The following is a 20,396-nucleotide window of genomic DNA, read 5'->3' as shown; positions in this document are numbered from 1 at the left end:
GAACTGTTCGACTTCAGCGTCGGGTGGAGACTCGGGCTACACGCAGCGCCGCGTAGGGCCAGCGGCGGACCAGGTCTGCGGGCGTGGGCGTCGCGGGCAGCCCGACGGGCGCAGTGCTGCACGGGTCGACGTTCGAACCTGCGATGGCGAGGAACATCACGAAGTTGCCGTCCGGCACCACGGAGAGGTCGACGTCGATCGGGACCGCTCGCGGCATCCGGGCGTCCAGTGGAGCCGGCAACGGGATCCGTGGCGAGCCGGCCCCGGTCAAGGCCCGGTTCCAGCCGGCTGGCACGGCGGGCACCGGGCCTCCGGCCAGCACCGCGCCGACGTAGCCGGGGATCGGCGAGACGTCCACGGTCAGCAGCCCGCTCCGGGACGTCCCGAATCGCCAGAGCAGCAACGCGAAAGCGTCGCCGGCCGCGACCACTGTCGTGTCCCGGTGGTGGATGAGCACGTCGACGACGCTCGGTTCCCGGAACACCTGGACGACGTCGCTCAACGTGCGCGGTACGACGACGGTCTCGAGCAGATCGATCTCGGTCGCCGGCGCGCTCATCGCCAGCGGCGACTGCCACGGCGGCCGGTACACCGCCAGCGGGTCGGCGGCGTTCGCCGTGACCGCTCCGGCGGCGTCGAGATGGGTGCCGCCGACCACAGCGTCCCAGAGCGTCTTGTTGATCTTGGGCTCCACCCGGCCGAGAGGGGCGGCGGTGCTGCGGTGGAACTCGATCAGCGCCCCCAGCGAGTCGGACCACTGACCGTCGGCCAGGACGGACGGGTAGATCCAGCGAAACGCCGTCTGGAACGTCCACAACTGGTACTCGGGAGCGTTGCCGGCGGCGATGGTCGCACCAGAAGCGAGCTGCCAGGTCGGTGCGGTGGCCGGGTTCGGGCGCGGCCGGATGCTGATGTCCCGGCTGGCGAACGGCACCACGTCCGGCCGGACTGGGGCGAGCCGGGGGTTCGCCATTGGAGTCGGCAGCCGGCGGCGGTCGTCCCGGGCGTGCACCCGCAGGTAGGTCCGCTTGGGTTCCGACGCGGCCTTGAGATCCCGCTCCCAGACGCCGCGTGACTGAATCGCCGCACGCAACAGGCGCGGGCTGTCGGCGGCACCGGTCGGATCCACCCAGATGCCAAGGTCCTGTACGGCGGCCTGCGGCAGCCCGTTCACGTCGGTCGTCCAGGTGTGGGGCCAGGGCAGTCCGGCGCCCGGCGGCCCGGCGCCTTGGACGCCTCGCCAGACGCCGGTGACGGTACCGACGTACAGATCGGTGACGGCTTCGGGATCCACGACGACGGCGTACGCCGGATCGAGCGGTCCGAGCTGGGCCCGCAGCGTGGTCTGGAAGAACCTGCTGCTCGCGTCGTGGAAGAACAGGCAGGTGTCCAGACCCGCCACACCCGAGCGCGGCGCTGTCGTCAGGTAGAAGTCGTTGGTGCCGGGCACCGGCGCCACGTCGCTGAGCATGCTCACCGCGGGGTCCGGCGCGTCGGTTACCGGGGGAGCGAGGACGACGCCGGCCGGTGCGACCAGTAACCTGGCGGTCCACTTGCTGTCCGCCGGATTCTGCGTCCACCGCACCAAGCCGTTGGCGAACACCACCAGGACGACGGTCGGCGACACCCACTTCGCGGTGATTACCTCGCCGAGCGGCCCGATGCCACCCACCACCGCCGGCAGTGGAGCGCCGCCGGGCACGCCGACGTTGCGGCTGGCCGGCGCGTCGCTGCCGCCGGACCGGGGGTTGGTCACCGGTCCGGGGCCTGGATACGGCAGCACGTTCCAGGTGTTCGGGAAGCCGATGCCCAAGTCGTCGGTCAGCCAGACTCGATTGGTCCCGAGCGCGAGCCGGGCGCCGGACGGCGGGCGTCGGATCGCGGACGGGCCGGAGTAGAACGCGGCCAATGCGCTTTCCCGGTCGGTGATCTGATTCACCGAGCCCGAATTCTGGTCGAGTGGGTTGGCGAAACCGGCGCTCGGGTCCGCGTCCCAGGCGGCCCGGAAGAACTGCGACACGATGATCTGCGACTGGTTCGGATGGAAGGCGACGCCGCCGCCGTCGCCGCCCATGGTGTCCTGCCAGACCACGTCGCCGACGCGGGAGTGCCGGCCGTTGTCCTGGGTTCCGATCGCGGTGAAGTGACTGGATGTCGGATGAGAAGCGAGGAAGTTGACCTCCAGTGCGGCCAGGCCGGTGGCCCGCGGCGCGAACGTGTTGACCCGGCCGGCCTGCGTGGAGACGAACACACCGCCGTCCGTGGCGACCCACACCTGCCGGTTCGGATGCGTGCCGGCGAAGCGGATCATGTGCACGTCGGCATGAATGTCGTCCCCGACCAGCCCGCCGGTCGACGCGCCCTCGCCGCCCGGCGGCGGTCCGGTCCTGGACACCCCGGCGGTTGGTACCAGCGCCGGGCCGACGCTGACGTCGAGGCACCAAACCGAGGCTCCGGATCCAGCCACGTTGCCGCCCAGGTAGACCCGATCCACACCGCCGACCACATCGACCGCGATGCACTGGTCGTAGTCGCGCTGGTTCTTGCCGAGGGAGTTGCGACGCCAGACCGGTGGCACGCCGGCGATCGCGTCCGCGGACGGCGCCGCGGCGGCTGCCGCCGGGATCAACCACAGGCTCGCGACCGTCGCGTTCGGCAGTCCCGGCTGCTGGTCGCCGAGCACGTAGACCCGGTCGGTGTCCGGGTTCGCGAAGCTCATCCGGCCGACGATCCGGGCCGGCGTCGGAACCGCGGTCGGGTCGAGGTTGGCCACCCAGTGGAAGGTCGCACCGAGGTCGTCGGTGAACGCGACGCCGCTGCCGAGCGGCGCGAACCCGGTCGGTGTCTCCAGCCCGCGCGCCACGGCGCACACGATGCGGCCCGCCGGATCCGCGCCACGGGCGAGCCACAGGACATCGGTGACGATCGGCTGTTGCCCGGCCGGGAGGCCCATGAAGGAACCGAGCGCCGGGATGGCGGTCCAGGTGAACTTGCCGTTGTGTGGCGGCCCGTCCGGGCCTCGGGTGCCGAGGAACAGACCGCCGCTGGTAGCCGCGACCACCCGGTCGAGACCCGGGCCAGCGGTCGTACCGGCGGTCGCGCCCGGGTCACGGGCCAGTTCGAAGACGCCCAGTCCTTCGAGGACACCGAGACCGGACTCCGGCTCCCACGGGTCGCCGCCACCTCCGGCGGTCAACGCCGGTCCCTTGGCTGCGAGGACACCGCGGCCCGCCAGCGAGGGCCTGGCCGGCGGCCGGCCGAAGCCCTGCAGTTCGCCGGTCCCGACCATCACGAAGTCGTCCGCGGACGACAAGCCCGGCGGGGTAGGGAACGACACCAGAAGGCACCCGCAAGCCTGCGCGTTGTGCACCCCGCCGGTCACTCCCGGCCGGTCCGCCCAGCCGCCCACGGGGGACCAGAGGGCACCACCGTCGTCGGTGTACCAGAGCCCACCCTTGGCGGTCGCCGCATACGCCCGGCGCCCGTCGCTGCTCACCGCGATGTCGCGGACCCGGCCGGTCGCGCGCGGGAACGCCGCCGGGAAGACACCGGTGCGCTTGGACCTGATCACCGACGGGCCGATCGGCACCCAGCGCTTGACGTCGCCGACCGCGAAGGCGCGCAGCGAACCATCTGTCTCAGCAGCCTCGGCGGTCGCGAGTTCCGCCTCGAGCCGTTCCGCCATGGCGGTGGTGAGCGCGACCTCGTCGTACTCGCCCGACCGGCCGGCCACGAATGCCTGCCGCTCGGCCGCCCGCCCGGTACGACGCCGGGCCCGGGGCATCTCCGTCACGGGGCGACTCCTTCCGGGCCGTCCTGCTCGGCCGGCGTGACCCGGATCCAGCCCTCCTGAGCCTCGTGTGGAAGCCGCGGGAGGTACGCCGCCTGGGTGGCCGCGATGATCGGGTCGTCCTGCCAGGTCAACGGCCCGGTCCGCCGGGTGAACGTCTGCTTGTCGCCGAGGAGCGTTACCAGCGGCAACCGGATCTCGGCCGGGTCGACCAGCAGCGGGCCGACCCGCACCGACGGCACGAGCCGCCGCAACCCGGGCGTGACCCAGTCGTCGGACAGCGCCAGTTGCTTGCGCGGCAAGATGCCCGAGGTGAGGTGGACCCGGCCGATCGGCAGCATCAGCAGGGTCAGCAGCACCGTTTGGCCAGGTCGCAGCGTGATGGTGCCATCCGGAATCAGGTAGGGGTGGGACAGCGGGTCGAAACCCGGCGTGGTGACTTTGCCCAACAGGCCGAGGTGACCTCGCTGCCGGCCGCTGTCGATCGCGTTCGCTGCGATCACCCGGTCCACCAGATGCAGATGCGCGTAGTCGTCGTCGAGGTAGAAGCCGAGAAGGGCGTCGTCGGCCCGGGTGAGCGCGCCGAGCCGGACCGTGAATCGTTGCTCGCGCATCGCCTCGAAGGCGGCCCGTCGCGCGTTCACGCCTCCAGGCGCGACCACCTCGACCTCGTCGAGGTCGTCCGGCGCGTCCAGCCGCAACGACGCCCGGACCACCGCCACCGGTCGGCCGACCAAGCCGGCCACGGTCGGCGAACCGACTGCAGCGAAGGTGTCCACGGTCCACAGCGTGGTGTCGATCGCTCGCAGCAGCGCGGACAGGGCGCTGGTCGTCGGTGGCGATGCCTGGTCCCGTGCCGCGGCGTCGGCCTGCACCAGGCCGGCCGCGATCTCCCCGGTGATCCGGGCCTGCGCGTCCAGGTCCGCGAGGGGTCCGGCGTCCGGCGGTAGCGGGCGGCCGGGTGCTGTCTCCCAGGTCACCGCGCCGCTGACCGCGTCGTGTCCGAGCTGGCCGATCGGCGAACCGGCGACGGTGAACGCTTCCAGGGCTTCGTCGATGTGGTCCGGCAGGAAGAAACCGGCCACCGGGTTGACTGCCCCCTCCGGATCGAGCTGGTCGACGAATGCCTCCCGCAACTCGGCTGGATCGGTTCCCGCGAGCTGGCCTGGGTCGACGAGGCGGAACAGCCATCTCGCCAGGTGCTGGATCCGCGGCCGCAGGCGCATCCCGCCGGTCAGGCCTGCCACTTCGAGGTCGAGCGTGGTCGCAGTGGCCTTGATCGCCGCTGCGGGGATGTCGAGCACCCGGCCGAACGCGTCGACCAGCCGGAGCGCGTCGACTTTCAGTGTGCCGCCGTACAGTGGCGAGGGCATACCGGTTGCCTGCGGCAACGGGTCGGTGCCGGTGCCACGGTCCAGGACGCCGACGTACGGGATGCCGAGCAGCTGCTCCCGGATGCCGTCCAGTGTCGCGGACACCAGGTCGAGCGGTGCGATCAGGTCACCGAGCCGGGCCAGTGCGTTCTGGTCGGATGTGGGCAGCGTCGAGCTGCCGGTCGCGTCGCGTTGCTTCTCCGCGTCGACCCATCGCCTGATGCCCTCGTGCAGTGCGCGGGACACTCCTTGGCCGATCGGGCTGCGGCCGACCAGCGTCGTCGTCACCTGGTTGCCGGGGTTGGCCGGCGTTTCGGTCGAGGGCTCGAGGTCGAGATCAGCGAGCTCCCAGCCCGCGACCGCGTCCCGGCCGTCCAGGGTGACCTGCCATTCCAGCCAGAGCGGCACCCAGGGCTGCCGCCAGGTGGTGATCGCCACTGGGCTCGGCGGCGTGCCCTTGACCAGGGCGTGCCTGGCCAGCTCTGCGCTGATCTGCCGATCGACCATCGAATCCGCGGCCGACACAGCCTGCCAGGACTTGGCGGCCCGCTCGTTTCGGCTCGATGCGGTCAGCTTGCTGCCACCGTCGTACCGGCCGTCGACGCCGTACAAGCGGACCATCTCGGCGGCGATCCGGGTGCGGTACGCGTCGAGCACCGTGCGGGTCGGCGCGCCGGCCTCGGCCAGCCAGCGGTACCCGTACGGATTCAGCAGCACCGCCTCCCGCACCACCCGGAGGACCTCGTCGGGCACCGCGCCCGAGCCGAGCGACGGCAGTACGGCGGCGCCGGTGACGACGCCCTCGAGTTCGGGCACGCATTCGCGCGGATAGCGGCACCGCAGCCGCCCGCTCTCGTCGTACAGGCCGTCGCCGTGGTGTCGATGGCTCGGCCGGGCGCCGCGCAGGGCGAGGATCGGCGACTGTGGCCGGAAGAACCGTGGCGCCGGCCGCACCACCTCGCGAGACTCCGAGAGGGCCTTGCCCGCGGCGGCGAACTTGGTCTCCTCGGTACGGCGGGACGCGCTGCTGCGCCTGGTCGTGGCCTTGAGGTTGAGCTCGGTGTCGGCCCACTCCAGCTTGGTCGTCAGGCGGTCGGCGGGTTGTGCGGCCCGGCCCTTGCGGCCGACAGTGAGGGGTCCCATCGGCGCCGTGTCCTCGGCCCGCAGGCGGTCGGTCTTCGCGGCCGGCAGCGGCGTCCCGGGCAGGGACCAGAAGCCGTCGCCGTGTTCGCGTTCGGCCAGGTCCTCCAACCCGTCCGGGCTGCCGAGCTGCTCGATGAGTCCGCTGGTGAAGGCCGCGACCAGGGTCTCGGCCGAACGACGATGGGCGGTGTCCAGGCCGAGGACCTGCGCGCCGAACGCGGAGACGACGTCGTCGGTGTCCTGTCCGAGCGCGATCCCGAGCGCATCCGGAGGCGGCCGATCGTCGGCGGCCGGCAGCGCGGGACCGACCGGGACGCCCAGCACGCTGCCGTGGACCAGGGTCGCGTAGCGCGGCAGCGCCGGCATCACGATGACCGCGTCGGCGATCTTCACCGGGTTCTTCAGCTGGAACCCGATGTCGTCCAGCGCGCCGGACACGATCCGGGCGTCCGCTCCGGTGACCTTGGCCGGGGGAGTGTCCTTCGGTGAGATCAGGCCCATCCGGTCCCGCATCCGGACCAGCCGCGGGTCCTCCTCGATCAGCGCTTCGTCGTCACCGTCGTGCACCACGTACCAGCCGAGCTTGGCCAGCCGGGCGTCCAGTGCCTTCGCACCGGCCGCGGCACCGAGCGGGTCCTGGCCGAGTTCGCTCCACCAGCCGGCCACGGTGTACACGGCCTGATCACCCGCGTACTTCTCGGTGAGGTCGGCCAGCGGGTCGTGGAAACCGAACCGGCCGCTACTTGCGGTGTACGACGCGGTCCACAGCAGCGAGCCACCGGCGGCGCCGTCGAGTGGGTCGAGGACCGGGGTGCCCTGCGGAGCCGGGTCGGGCGAACCGGCGTACGTCGCCAGCGGGGTGACCGAACCGATCCGGGCGTCGATCACCCAGCCGCGAACGTGGACCTGCCGGCCGCCGACGGGCTGCAGGGTCCGGACCACGACCCATCTGTCCGGAAGCGGGGGCAGGTCGAGCGACTTGGTGGCCGGATTGTCCGCGCCGACGAGCAGCGCGTCCGGCATCGCCCAGTGCAGGTGTACGCCGACAGCCCGCACGGTGCCGGGGTCGAACGGCTGGGGGTCGCCGGCGCCTCCGGTCACCGGGACCGTCGGCTCGCCACCGCCGGCCGGTACGACGAAGGCCTGCACGTCGGCCGGAACCAGGATCCGGGTCCGCCGGGACAGCCGCCGGTCCCAGGTGCCGATCGTGGTCAGCTCGGTGCCGGCCCGGACCAGTCCGGCGAACCGCCGGTCGAGGACCGCCTTCCGCAACTGCTCCGGGTCGGGCATCACGGTCCCCCGATCTGGAACACGTCGTCGACCATCACCTGGTACGACACGGTCGGTTTGAAGACGAACCGCACCACGGTGGGTTCCGGATCTCCCCACACCTGCCGGAACGGGAATCGCACCAACTGCAGGGCGTACTCGGAGCTGTCCAGCCCATCCGCGGCACCGCTGCCGACCCGGTCCTTCAGCTTGCGCTCCAGCCGCTGGATGTCCACCACGCCCGAGGTCCCGACCCGGAACGGCACCGTGATCGGTGCCCCTGGCAAGTATTCGAACGTGGTCGCGTTCCGCGGCTTGAGCGTGGCGGTCACGTTGTCGTCCTCACCGCTGGCATCGAAGCCGAACTGCACCCCCTGGCGCGGCTCCTCCAGATGGACCACCTTCGGTACCCCGTCGAACAGGCACAGCAACACCGCCGGTGCCAGCCGCTCCAGCCGGAGCAGACGCATCCGGCCGGGCTGGTCTTCCTTGATCTGGGCCTGGTCGGCCTCCGGGCCGGGGTCGATGCTGAAGGCCCGGACGTGCAGCGCCGGCCAGCCGGAGACCGCTCGCGAGCGGAGCAGGAAGCCGCTGATCGGCCCGGACTCGCCGGCATACCGGTTGGAGCCGGTACGACGGCGGAAGTTGCGCTCCTCGTTGTCCAGCTCCGCCCGGACCTGCGGATACCGGTTGGCGAGCTGGGTGCGGTCGTCGCTGTTGACAGTTCCGACCGCGAGCACGCCTTGGATCAGCGCATCGGTCCAGCGGCGGTCGACGTAGAACCAGCGGATCGACTCCGGCGGCAGCAACTCGGTGTCCGCGACCAGGTAGGCGAAGGGCACCCCGTCCAGCAACCGCAGCCGCACCATCCACTCGCGAAGCTCGGCCGGGATGGCGCCGTCACCGTCGTCCTCAGTGGCGATCTTCACCGGTGGCAACTGGCTGAGGGCCAGCGGCATCTCCTTCAGCACCGTGACGCCGTCCGCCTTCATCGTTCCTCCTCCTCGGCCGCCGCCGCGCCGGCCTCGATCCCGTCGAGCAGCTGCTCCAGTGCGTCCGGTTCGCCGGCGGTGAAGGCCAGCGTGTCGGTGACCAAGCGGTCGAGCTCACGGTTGAGCGTGTCCGCCAGAGCGACCCGGATCTGCGGGCGCACGTCGGACTCGGGCCGCAGGACCGGGGTCTCGCGGAGCCGGTCGAGGATGGCTGCCGCGTCACCTTCCAGGATGTCCGCCGAGAGCCCGAATCCCTTCGCCAGCAGGGTTTCCGGCGTACCGTCGACCGGCACGGGCCGGCCGGCCGCGACCAGCGGCGCCGGCTCGCCGAGGAAGCTCTCCGGCTTGGTGATCACCGACTCGGCCAGCCCCCGGCCGAGGTGGACGCCCAGGTCGCGGTCGAGCACCTGGCCGACGCCAAGCACGGAGTCGAGGAAGCCTTTCTTGTCACTCCACAGCGCGCCCCGGCGCGCCACCTGGTAGCCGTTCTGTCGCCAGCGCATCAGCGCGGCGATCATCGACGGCCGGGACAGCGCGAGCAACCGGCCGATCTCGAACGCGGCGGCGATCGAGATGTCCTCCCGCCCGTCCGGGATGATGATCCGCATCTGGTCAGCGGAGTGCGCGAGCGGCAGCCGGCCGCCCGGCGGGTCCGTTGTCGGGTGCGGCACGAACGGTCCGCGGTACCAGCACCGCACCGGGTCGCCGCGCCGGGTTCGGTGGGCCAGTCCGGTGTGCCCGGTCTCGACCACCTCGATTGGCGACCGGCCGGACTCGTCCGGTTCCTCGGGCACGGTGCCGAGCAGGCCTGAATCGAGCCCTTCCATCAGCGATCGGAAGGTGACGCTGCCGTGCGAGGTGAAGCTCCAGTGCAGCAGCACCGGGAACCGCAGGATCGGGTCGAGCGGCTGCCCTTTGACGGCCCCGACCGTCGCCTCGATGAAGTCACGAGCCATCTCGACGTACACATCGCCGCCGTGCTTCCCGGCCGTGGCCGACCAGCCCGCCTGCTGCGCGGACTTGACCGCCGCGGTGCCGGTGTTCGGCACGGCGGTGACCGAGCCGAACGTGCTGCCGACCGCCCGCTCCTCGGCCGCGGGCTGCCCGCCGATGGCGCCACCAGGGAGGACTCCGTACGGCGTCAGACCCATCTTGGTGTGGTCCCACGACGCCTGGTTGGCCAAGACCTGAGCGGCCTTGACCGGCTGGACGGTGAACAGGGAGGGCTCGGGAGCGCGCTCGATCAGATCGTTGAACTGACCTTCCAGATTGACCAGGCAGGCCAGGTACTTCACCGGCGCAGCGTTGCCGTCGGCATCCTTTCCGGGCAGCGGCAGTCGGTTGGAGATCACCACGGCGAGGAAGCCGTCGTCGTCACCCATCAACAGTTCGGTGTCGTGGATGTCGACCTCACGGGCGTGTGCCAGCAGTGGCACGTCCAGCCGGGTCGGGAAGATCTTGTTCACCATCGACCTGCGGATGTGCAGACAGTTGCCCAACTCCACATCCGCCTTGCCGGGCAGGGTTTTGCCGGGCGTCACGCACTGTGCGACGGGCTCGTTCATCTTGAGCTCCGCCTCGCCCTCGGCGATCAGCACCAGGGCCAGCCACGGCGTGGATCTCGGCACTCCCTCCTGGACCAGCCGCTCCCATGGCAGCGTCCGGCGACGGATCACGACCTGCGGCAGCCGCGACCCGTACGCTCCTTCGCTGCCGGCCGGAGGGAACGTGGACAGCACCTGGTCGGGCGGGAGGGTGAACCGAGGCGAACGAACCGTGACGTACGCCGGAAGCTGGGCGACCGGCAACTGGTTGGTGCTGTGCCCGGTGGCGGTCAGGTCCTGGTTGGCCAGAAACCGGTAGTTGCCCGCCTGCAGGGGCGGTTCGATCCGCGAGTACAGCACGAACTTGCCCTCACCGACTGCCATCATGCCCTCCCTTCTTGGTGACCTCGATCCAGTTGAGCCGGCAGCCCTTGCCGGTGCCGCCGAGGAGCCGGCCGGTCACCGCGACGACGCCGTCGCGGACGACCGCCCGGGTCAGCTCGTCGATGCCGAACTCCGCGCCCAGGACGCCGGTGACCTGCCAGTCCCCACCGGACCGGACCCGGACCGACACCGGCACCTTGCCGGCCGCCTCCGGTACGACGGGATAGATCAGCACCGCCTGGTCACCGGTCAGCAACGCGGTCGGGGGCAGTTCGTTGCCTGCGGCATCCTTAGCGCGGTTGGCGCCGCCGAGCTCGAGCGCTACCGCGTCGAGGCGATCCGCGTCACCCTCCTCCAGCACGATCGCCACGGTGCCGACCGGCCGGCTGAACCAGGTCTGTACCGCCGCTGCTCCGGCCAGCAACTCCGCCGCTGTCACCCACACCGTGCCCTGAACCGTCGGGCCGCCGTCGGACGTGATCACGCACCCGTCGGCAAGTGCCGCTTGCGACCCGAGCGAGCACACTCGCGACCGAACGTGCCAGCCCGACACCCCGTCGCCACCCGCCACTACGCCATCGGCCTGTACGGCGACCATCGCGGCCCCTACCGGCAGCCGGAGCTTGCCACGGAGCGCCTCGGTCCCGGTGTCCACGACCACCTCGCCGTCGCCCCGCAGTACCGTGACCCGCGCCTGGCCGTCCAGCTGCAGCACCGGCCGCAGGTCGGCCGCAGTGTCCACAGCGGCATCCGGCAAGGCCAGAACGACCAGTTCACCGGCCGCCAGCAACCGACCCTCCGCGGGCGCCTTGGCCCGCGCATCGTGGGTCGCGAATCCGCCGGTGATGCCACCGACCAGACCGGTCAGACCGCTGGAGCCCAGTTGGTACGACCGGACCGTGCCGATCGCTTCGGTCCTTGGCACCCGCTCGAGCGCCAGCGTTCCGACCTGCTCGACCGACGGGGGAGCGGTGACCAACATCCGCACCGGCAGGTGGGTCCCCAGCCGGGCTTGGACCGAGTCGAGGGTCGGCGCCGTACGCCGCTTGATCCGGCCGTCGGAGACCGTCGTACCGGATGCCCGGGGGGCCACCCGACTGCCGGCGGCCAGATACCCGGCGATCACCGGCGGGCGGAGCGGGCGCGGTTTCTGGCCAGGAACGGGCTCGGTCCGCCCCGCCGTCGGGTCTGCCGCGTTCACCGCCGCCATGCCGTCTGCCAGCGTGCCGAACAGCGGCGGGGCCGAGACCTCGCCGCGGTACGACGCCCTGGCCAAAGCGCTCCGCTTACCCGAGGCGAGCACGCCCTCCGGGAGGGTTTCGGCTGACGCCGCGAACAGCCTCTCGCTGGCGGCAGTCAGGGCGGCGGCCACAGTGGTTGCCACCGGCACCGGCACCGTGTCGGCTGTCGCCAGCAGGGTGCCGCGGGCCGGGCCGCCGGCTTGTAGCGGCAGCGGGCGTCGCGTGGCCTCGACCCGGTAGTAGTCGATCTCTGGACCGGGCGGAGGCATCGCGGCCTCGGCCACCAGCCGGACCAGGTTGCCGGCCTGGACCACGTCGCCCTTGGGTAGCGGCGCGGTCGGCAGGCCTGGTGCATCGGGCGCTCCCCAGGCACCGATCGGGTACGAGTCCCGGCCGAACGAGCTGCCCTCCGGACGCGGCTGTGCTGCCGCCAGGTTCGCGCCCAGCAGCCGGAGCCGGTCCGGGATCGCGGACCACGCCTTGGTCGCCGGGTTCTGCTGTTCGAGCCGGATCCGCAACGTCGAGCTGAGATTGCCCGCCTTCATCGGCTTCAGCCCGAGCGTCGCCGGCAGCCCGTCGGAGCGGACCACCGGCAGGTTGACCGGTCCACTGGTCAAGGCCACGTCGATCCGGGACGTCGGCACCGTCGTCACCACGGTGATCTCGAACTCGGCGTACACCTCGAACGGCCGGTCCGGCGTACCGTCGGAGCTGGGCGCCGCGCGGTCGCCGCCCGTTGCCGCTGGCAACGTTCCCTTGCCGGTGACGGCCGACAGCGCGCGGGCGCTGCCGCCGCCGGCGTCCTCGAGGTACTTGGCCACGAACTCGGCCCAGCTCAGCGTGCGCGGCTCGACCGTGCGTTCGCTGCCGAAGCCGACCGTGATCTCGCACGGCCCGATCTCCAGCGTCGCTTCGCCGGAGAACTCCGGTCCCCAGACCTTGATCCGGGCCCCGATCGAGATGCTGAAACTGATCGTGCCGAAGAAGGTGTCGATCTTGATACCGGCCGAGATCCGGGCATACGCCATCACCTCGAACCAGAACGGGTCGAAGTAGACGATGCCGTGCGCGCCGAACGCGATCCGCGCCCAGGCCCAGCCGAAGTCCGCGGTCACCTCGACGTCGACGCCGGCCATCAGCGCCTCCGAGGTCAGGGCGAAGTACGAGCCGCCCTTGATCACGATCGCGTCGCCGATCCGCCAGATCAGCCCGAGCCGCGGCACCTCCGGGTAGCCGTCGCGGTGGAAGTCCGGGTGGTAGCCGCCCAGCGTCAGCACGAACTGCCCGGCCAGCGGCCCCTTCCACCAGATCGCGAACGCGAACCCACCGGTGAGCCGCACCTCCGGATAGAGCAGCCAGGAGTTCTCGGTCAGTGCCGCGCGGATCATGAAGACGCCCTCGCGGGTGGAGAACCGGGCGAGCAGGCCGAGCTCGATGGACACCAGCGCCGCCTGCGGCCTCGGCAGCGCCATCCGGGCCAGCCCGAGCAGATTGATCTCCAGCCCGTCGCCGAACGACACCGCGACGACCGCGATCCCGTCCACCAGGGCGAACGAGTTGAAGCTGATCCCGGCGGCGAACCAGAAGTTGCCGCGCTGCGGCGGGAAGTAGACGTTCAGCTTGCGCAGCTCGTCCATCGGGTCGTCGGGCGGCTGGGCCGCCGGGTCGAGCGCGGTGATGAACGGGAAGGTGTTGAACTGGGCCGGATCGTCCGGGATCCGCAGCCCGCGGTTGATGCCGAGCCCGCCGCCCAGGCCGGTGATGAAGAACGCGGGCGGGCCGCCGATCGGGCCGTTGATGCCGCCGAAGACGAAGAACGACGGGTTGCCGGCGTCGTCGGTGTAGCCGCCGAACACGGACAGGCCGTAGACACCGAACCGGCCGAGCAACATGCCGACGTACGACACCGGGCCGCCGGGGTCCGGCGGGCCGATCGTCTTGAGGATGCCGCCGGACAGCGAGATGCCGGACAGGTCGGCCGAGATGGCCAGGCCCATCAGGTCGACGGCCCAGCTGTCGATGTCCAGGACGTCGCCGCCGGTCCAGCTGATCGACAGCCGGTCCACGGCCGCGGTCAGCCCGAAGATGGAGACCCGGCCGTCGAAGAACAGCGAGATCCGGCTGACCGTGCCGCCGGTCTCCTGCGCGTCGAAGCCGATCCGCTCCAGGTACAGCGGGCCGAGCTGGCGCTGGATCACGATCCACCACGGCCCGGGCGGCGGTCCGGCCCGCAGTGACACGGAGGGGTCGAGACCGGGGTGCTTCTGGACGGCGATCGACGGCGAGAAGGCCGGCCGGCTCGCCGGTCCCGCCTGGCCGGCGTCGTTCAGGATGCTGTTCGCCACGCCGTTGCCGCCTGAGCCTCCGCCGGGCGAGAACGCCAGTCCGGCCAGCTCGAGGTTGACGCCACCACCGAACCCGGCCGGCGATGCCTCGCCGTACAGGTGGACCGCGATACCGTCCAGCGACACCGCACCGAGCGACAGCAGCGGCCCCATCAGCTTGCTGAACCGCAGTCCCAGGCCTGCGATCGATACCGCCGGGCTGATCTCCAGCGTCGTCGCCGACGTCCCGGACAGGACGTAGATCGACAGGCCGGCAGGCACGTCCGGCTTCACCCAGCTGGCGTCCACCTCGAGCTCCACCCGGGTATCGCCTTCGGCGATGGTGAACCGCTGCCCGGCCGCCAGCGAGAGATTCACGCCGAGCTGCTTGGTCGTCGTACCGATGCTCGCCAGGCCGATGGTGACCAGGCCGTCCAGGGTGATCGACAGCGCGGGCGCCTGAGCGGCGTTCCACAGCATCCGCTTCAGCCGGTCGAGCAACGAGTCCGGATCGAACAGGTCCAGAGCCAGGCCTGGATCGATCTCCGTGCTGCCCGGGCTGTCAGTGAAGACGACGCCCTGCAGAGTCGCCTTGGCCTTGGCGCTGAGCACGCTCTGCAGGCTGTCGACGACCACTCCGCCCGCAATGGACAGCGCCAGCGCAAGCAGCCACTGTGCTGCTTCGTCCTCGGTGCCGAGGGTCTCCCCGCTCACCGAGCGGTTGACAGCGGCCAGCGCCGGCGGGTTGGCGTCGAGACCCCAGCGGAACTCGACGGACCTGGCCGCGGCGTCGTCGAGCGACAGCCCGAGGCCGACCATCCGGCCGGATCCGAGCGCGCTGCCCGCCCGGACCACCAGCAGCGGCCGCAACGCGAACGGGCCGAGGTCCAGCACGATCGGCCCGAGCCGTGCCGCGACGTCCACCCCGGCGGTCGACAGCCGCAGCCGGTCCAGCGCGAACCGGCCGACACCGTCGATGTCGACGTCGGCCTGGAGCTCGACCGCAGGCAGCGCGCCGCTCGCGTCCAGAACCAGCTTGACCTTGCGGGCGGCGCCGAACTCGAGTGTCAGCTTGTCCGTGCCGGGCGTCGCGCGGACCACGGTTGCTCCCGGGTCGAGGGCGCCGGCGAGCGCTCCGGCTCCGGTCGCGACGAGCTGCGGCAACCGGGCGGCGAGCCTGGCCGCCGGGTTCTGCGCGAACGTCGTCAGCCTGCCGGCCGTGAAGTCCGTGCCGTCGCGCAGCTCGAGCGCGCCGCCGAGGTCGAACACCGCCTGACCGACGGACTTGAGCATCGAGGTGCCCACGTCGTCGCGATGACCGGCGATCGCGTTGAGCACGATCGGCAGCACGGTCTCGCCGGCCGCCGCCAGTGCATCGCCGAGCCCTGGCCCGCCGGGATAGATCTGCAGCGGTGCCGCCGGCGGCCGCAACAGGCTGAGCCGCACCAACGGATCGGTGCCCGGGGCAACCACCAACCGGAGGCCGCGCCCGTCGACGTCGACCGAGACCTCCAGCGACGGCTGCGGCAGCGCGTCTGGCCCGATCAGTAGACCGCCGGCGATGTGTGTCGTGACCGTCGTACCGGAGCCGGCGTCGACATCGAGCGCCACATCGAGAACCAGCCGCAACCGGTTCCCCGGCTCGACCGTGTAGTCGATGACCACCCCGTCGGCGATCGGCCAGCCTGCGGCCGATCCGCGGGCCGGCACGACCAGCGGCGCGAGTGCCTCCAGCAGTGCGACCGCGCTGGTGGCGGCATTCGCTCGCCATGACTCCACCGCGTGCCGCAACCAGCCGCCCGGGTCCTGGACCAGACCGATCGGTACGACGACAGACCGGAAACCCAATGGATCGGCCGGGGTGAGCAGGCCCACCGCGTCGAGTGCGGCGTCGAGAGCCGGAGCCGCTGGAGTCGATACCAGTTGGCGGAATGCACTGAGCAGGCCCTGAGCGGTGGCGGCCGGGAGGACCACGGTGGCCAGCTCGCGGAGTGCGGCGGGATCCGGTATCGGCAAGAGCGCGACGCTGCGCGTGGCAGCGCCCGGCGCGGCCCAGTCGACCGAGATGGCCGGCGTGGGTGCGGTGCCAGCGTGCAAGCGCAGCCCTCCGGCCTGCGGATCCAGGACGCCCAGTGAGGCGCTGGCCGTCGCTCCTGCTGGGCTGAGTGCCACGTCCACCTGGACAGGCGTTACCTCGAGCCCGGCGGTGATGGTGCCTGCCGCGAGGTCGACGCCGATGCTGGCTGGGCCGACTGACCAGTTGAGCGCTGTACCGGCTCCGGCAGCGGCCGGGATCAGGGCCCGCAGCCGCGTGGCGATCTCCTGCGCTTCCGCGGAGATGGCGCCGCGCAAGGTGACCGCTGTGTCGTGCAACAGCCGGTCCAGGCCGTCCGGATCCAGCCCACCGGCCCGGCTGAGACCGATCGACTCGAGCACAGCAGCCAAGTCTGGGGACGCGGCGCGCAACCGGGAGACGACTTCTGCGAGGAGCACCCGGACTTCGGGGACCGCCACCGTGATGTCCAATGCCGGTACGTCGGGGGCGGCTCCGCCCGGGTCGGCCCGCACCACCCAGCGCTCCCGGTCGATGCCGAACCCGGTTGCCTCGTGCAATACCAGCTCGGCGTCACCTGGGCGGCCGTCGAGCGGCACCTCGATCCGGGCGGACATCCAGCGCAGATCGCCGATGGTGCTCGACGACCCGGGACCACCGACGAGCCAGCCGTCGTGCACACCAAGGTGTACGTCGACGACCACGCCGCGGACCAGTGATGCGTCGAGACCCGGGCCGGGCGTCGCGCGGCCGATCCGGACCAGCTCCACAGTGGCACCGACGCCGACCAGCAGGCCGCCGAGGTCGAGATCGATCACCGGTACGTCGATGCCCGCGTGCAACGCGGTTCGTGCCGTGTCGCCAGTCACTCCGGGAGACGCGGCCGCGATCCGGGCCTCGATGCCATCCGCAACGTACGCCGCCAGGCCACGGCTCAGCGTCTCGTCGTCCAGGCTCCCGAACACCGCGTGTACGGCGAGCCCGGCACGCCGCGCCTCCGCACCGGCCGATGGGAGGTCGTTGCCTGGAGCAAGGATGTCCAGGCTCCGGCGGATGACGCCGTACGCCTGCTCGCGCGGTGTCGCCTCCTGCGCCAGCAGCCGGTCCGGCCACGGCTGCCGGTCCGGCCTCCGCAACCGTCGCAGCAGCTGCAATGCGTCGCCACCGAGTCCGGTGTCCAGGCTGTCGACCGCCAGCCCGGCCCACGGCGTACCGACCGTCACGGCGTCCGTCACGGCGGTCACCTCCGCCGCGGCGCGCAGCACGGCCGCACCGCAGGCGCCGTACCCGATCAGCACAATCGGGTCGGTGCGGCCGCCCAGGACCGCTGCCAACCGCGCAGCCTGCTCGCCAACCCCACCGCGATCCGGCCGCGCTGTCGCGGCCGCCTCCGGCGTGGGCAACCGGACGAACCACGTACCGCCGCCAGCGGTCGGCACGGTCTGAGTGCTGACCGCGTCCGGACCAGTCAGGTCGAACGCGGTACCGGCCGGCCGCAGGTCGCTCACCCAGGTCGGCTCGCACCCTACGTGCACGACCGCCGCGGGCGCAGGATCGATCACGTCGGCGATCAGCATCCCCGCACTGCCCAGCGCCACCAATTCGTCGTAGCTGAGCCCGCCCAGTTCGACCGTCGTCACGCCGTCCGGCATCGTTGCCGGGAGGCCGACCAGGCCGTCGGTCCCGGTCCAGCGGGTGAGGAGTAGACCGAGGCCCTCAGCGAGCGAGTCCCGCCCGACCAGCAGGTCGGCGACGTCCGGCAGTGCCAGCGCGGAGCCACGCAGTACGCCGGCGATCGCGGCCGGGTCCGGGAGTTCGCCGCCGGTCAGTGCGCCGAGCCGCTGGACCAGATCCTCGTATCCGGTCGCGCAGCCGGGATCGGTCCAGACCGCCAGCCCGGGCGCGCGGGCCTCGCCAGTGACCGGGCACCGGAAGGGGTTGCGGGCCGACCCGGTGCCCAGCGGGATGCTCCGGCTGAAGCCGCTCAGCAGAGCGGCGACCGGGCCGAGCCCCAGCCGGATCCGCTCGCAGTCGAGGACCAGGTCGGCCAGCCATGCCTGCAGGGCGGCGCCTGGATCGGCGCCAACCAGGCCGGCCAGTGACAGATGTGCTCCCGAGCCCTTCCAGCCGACCAGGTCGAGCAGGGCGTCGATCGCCGGCAGCCGCAGTTCGGCGAGCAGAGCGGCCGCCGCCCGTTCGAGTGCGGGCCAATCCGGCGTCGGCAGCACCAGGTGGCCGTCGGCGTCCAGCTCCGGCAGCGGCAGCGGGATCCCAGCGTCGTCACCGACCACGACCGCGAGCCGATCGGCGGCGACGGTCGCTCGCAGCCCGCGACCCGGTATCCAGCCGGCCCGGATCGCGAAGTCCGCGGCTTGTAGCGTCACTGGTCCGAGCGCGAGCTGGGCCGGCTGGGCATCCTGCCGACCCAGCGAGAGCGAGCCGTGTGCCTCCACGGCGAAGGCAGCGGTGCCGGCAGCCAGGTCAGCTCGCAGCAACATGATGCCGAGTAGCGCCGTCACGTCGTACTCGCCGAGTACGGGGGTGACGATCATGCCGACGAGGTCGACAAACAGTTGGTCGCCGTTCCGCCAGACGTCAAGCTCCACCCCGCTCACCAATTCGAGTCGCCACGGGTCGGACGCCGTACCGGATCCCGGCGCCAGCGCGACGGGGGCGTCGGTGACCAGCGCGCGCAGCCGGCCGAGCACGTCCGCAGCGGCGGCCGGGGTATCGGTGAGATTCCGCCAGTAGGTGCGGATCGCGGCCAGCGGATCGGTCAGCAGATTTGCCACGTTGAGCGCGGGGATGCCCGTCGGCGGATCGAGACCGAGCAGCCGGTTGATCAGCACGCCGGCCGGACCGAGGGCGTCGATCGCATCGGCGAGCGCGGCGTCGATCACCTGGGATGCGGAGTCGAGCGCCGCCGACGGCGACGACAGGTCGAGTACGTCGTGATGCGCCCCGCCGCTGGTGATATCCACGTCATGCAGGGTGAGTACGAACGCGGGCCGGCCGGTCGAATCGAGCGCGACACCGGTGTGCAGGCTGCCGACATGTGGTGTGGGACCGGGGAGCAGGGCCGCGCCGCCAGCGTCGGCGCCGAAGACCGCCTCGGCGCGCAGGTCGGGCAGCGCGGTGCAGGAGCCAGTGCCGGTGTCTGCCCGCAACAGGTCGGCGGCCAGCCGGGCCCGGGCACCGGCCTGGGTGTTCAGGCCGAGCTCGACCCACGGCACCAAGACCGGATGCCCGGCCGCGCCGGGCTGGACCCGGATGCCGGCAGTGACCGTGACCGGGCCGGAGGTGAACTGGACGGCGTCATCCGCCGGAATCAGGGTGCCTCCGACCAGGTCTGCCAGCTGGCCGAGCCAGGCGTCCCGCGAGGCGTCGGCGGCGAGCACCTGTTCGACCCAGCCGACGAGCGCCGACACGCCTTGACTGGGCAGGTCGGCCAGGGGGAGTGGCGGCAGACCGGTCACGTCCCGCAGGCCGAGCAGCCCGGCCACCGCCCGGAACGGCGCCAGCGCCGGGTCGATCCCGCTCAGCGCGTCAGCCTGGGCCCGGACCAGCCCGAGCAGCAGGTCGAAGACATCCGAGCCCAGCTCGGTCAGGCTGCTCGCGTCGAAGCCGAAGGTCCGGGGTTCCGTTGCCCCGGGCAACTGCAAGCCGCGGAGCTCGAACTCGACGCTGAGGTTGTCGCCGGCTGCGGTCGGGATGCCGAGCCCGACCGACACACCGGCCAGCGCCGCCTCACCCGGCGGTGGCGCGGCGTCGGTGAAGGTCGCGTCCACGCTGATCTCGACCCGGGCACCCGCGGTGCCCAGCAGGAGCCACGGCGGCAGTCCGCCGGAATCGGTCACCGCCGGACCGTCGCCGCGGACGAAACGGAACACCGGGACCTGGATCCGGGTGGACACGTTCGGCGGGCCGCCGGACGTCGTGTGTTCCACGCCGATGCCAAGGTGGACCAATTCGGACACCACCGAGACGACGGCGTACACCGTCACCCGGGGGTCGGACTCGGCGAACAGTGGCACCCAGGTCTCGCCGGTGCGCACGGCCCGCTCCGGTGGCCCCAGCACCTCGTCGACGAAGGCCAGCAGGGCGGCGCGCTGGTCGTCGTCCGCGAGCAGGTGGCGCAGGCCGTGCTGGTTGCCGGTGGTGCCGATCGGGTCGCCGAACCAGGACGCGTTCGGCGACCCGCCGCTGTCCAGCAGGCCGATCGCCTTCGCGAGTTGGCTGAAGGAGTCGAGACTGTCCGCGGTCAGGGTCATGCGTCTCAGCCC

5 protein-coding genes are annotated in these 20,396 nt (G+C 71.8%); all 5 read right to left on the bottom strand.

Annotated features, from left to right (window positions below; translation table 11 throughout):
- Positions 1-13: 13 nt before the first annotated feature.
- Genes V9K99_RS26540 through V9K99_RS26520 form a run of 5 tightly spaced genes read right to left on the bottom strand, consistent with a single transcriptional unit; the run spans position 14 to position 20,384 of the window.
- A complete protein-coding gene (locus V9K99_RS26540; protein ID WP_337324125.1) occupies positions 14-3,793 on the bottom strand; it encodes a hypothetical protein in 3,780 nt (1,259 codons plus the stop codon).
- Complete coding sequence (locus V9K99_RS26535; protein ID WP_337324126.1) at positions 3,790-7,596, bottom strand: hypothetical protein; 3,807 nt, start codon at positions 7,594-7,596, stop codon at positions 3,790-3,792. The genes V9K99_RS26540 and V9K99_RS26535 overlap by 4 nt, the downstream gene beginning before the upstream one ends.
- Positions 7,596-8,567, bottom strand: coding sequence for a hypothetical protein (locus V9K99_RS26530; protein WP_337324127.1), 972 nt, complete (start codon positions 8,565-8,567; stop codon positions 7,596-7,598). Before V9K99_RS26530 ends, V9K99_RS26535 begins: the two co-directional genes overlap by 1 nt.
- A complete protein-coding gene (locus tag V9K99_RS26525) occupies positions 8,564-10,495 on the bottom strand; it encodes a hypothetical protein (RefSeq protein WP_337324128.1) in 1,932 nt (643 codons plus the stop codon). The genes V9K99_RS26530 and V9K99_RS26525 overlap by 4 nt, the downstream gene beginning before the upstream one ends.
- Positions 10,482-20,384 carry a DUF6603 domain-containing protein gene (locus V9K99_RS26520; protein ID WP_337324129.1) on the bottom strand — a complete coding sequence of 3,301 codons (9,903 nt, stop codon included), beginning with the start codon at positions 20,382-20,384 and terminating at the stop codon, positions 10,482-10,484. Before V9K99_RS26520 ends, V9K99_RS26525 begins: the two co-directional genes overlap by 14 nt.
- Positions 20,385-20,396 lie beyond the last annotated feature (12 nt).

The sequence above is a fragment of the Kribbella sp. CCNWLW201 genome (assembly GCF_037203805.1).
Classification (GTDB): domain Bacteria; phylum Actinomycetota; class Actinomycetes; order Propionibacteriales; family Kribbellaceae; genus Kribbella.
Note: the sequence above shows the minus strand (reverse complement) of the source record. Positions and strands in the feature narration are given on the sequence as shown.

Excerpts from the sequence above, each read along its gene's own strand:
- V9K99_RS26535 (WP_337324126.1), bottom strand. The coding sequence starts at position 7,596 with ATGCCCGACCCGGAGCAGTTGCGGAAGGCGGTCCTCGACCGGCGGTTC.
- V9K99_RS26530 (WP_337324127.1), bottom strand. The coding sequence starts at position 8,567 with ATGAAGGCGGACGGCGTCACGGTGCTGAAGGAGATGCCGCTGGCCCTC.
- V9K99_RS26525 (WP_337324128.1), bottom strand. The coding sequence starts at position 10,495 with ATGGCAGTCGGTGAGGGCAAGTTCGTGCTGTACTCGCGGATCGAACCG.
- V9K99_RS26520 (WP_337324129.1), bottom strand. The coding sequence starts at position 20,384 with ATGACCCTGACCGCGGACAGTCTCGACTCCTTCAGCCAACTCGCGAAG.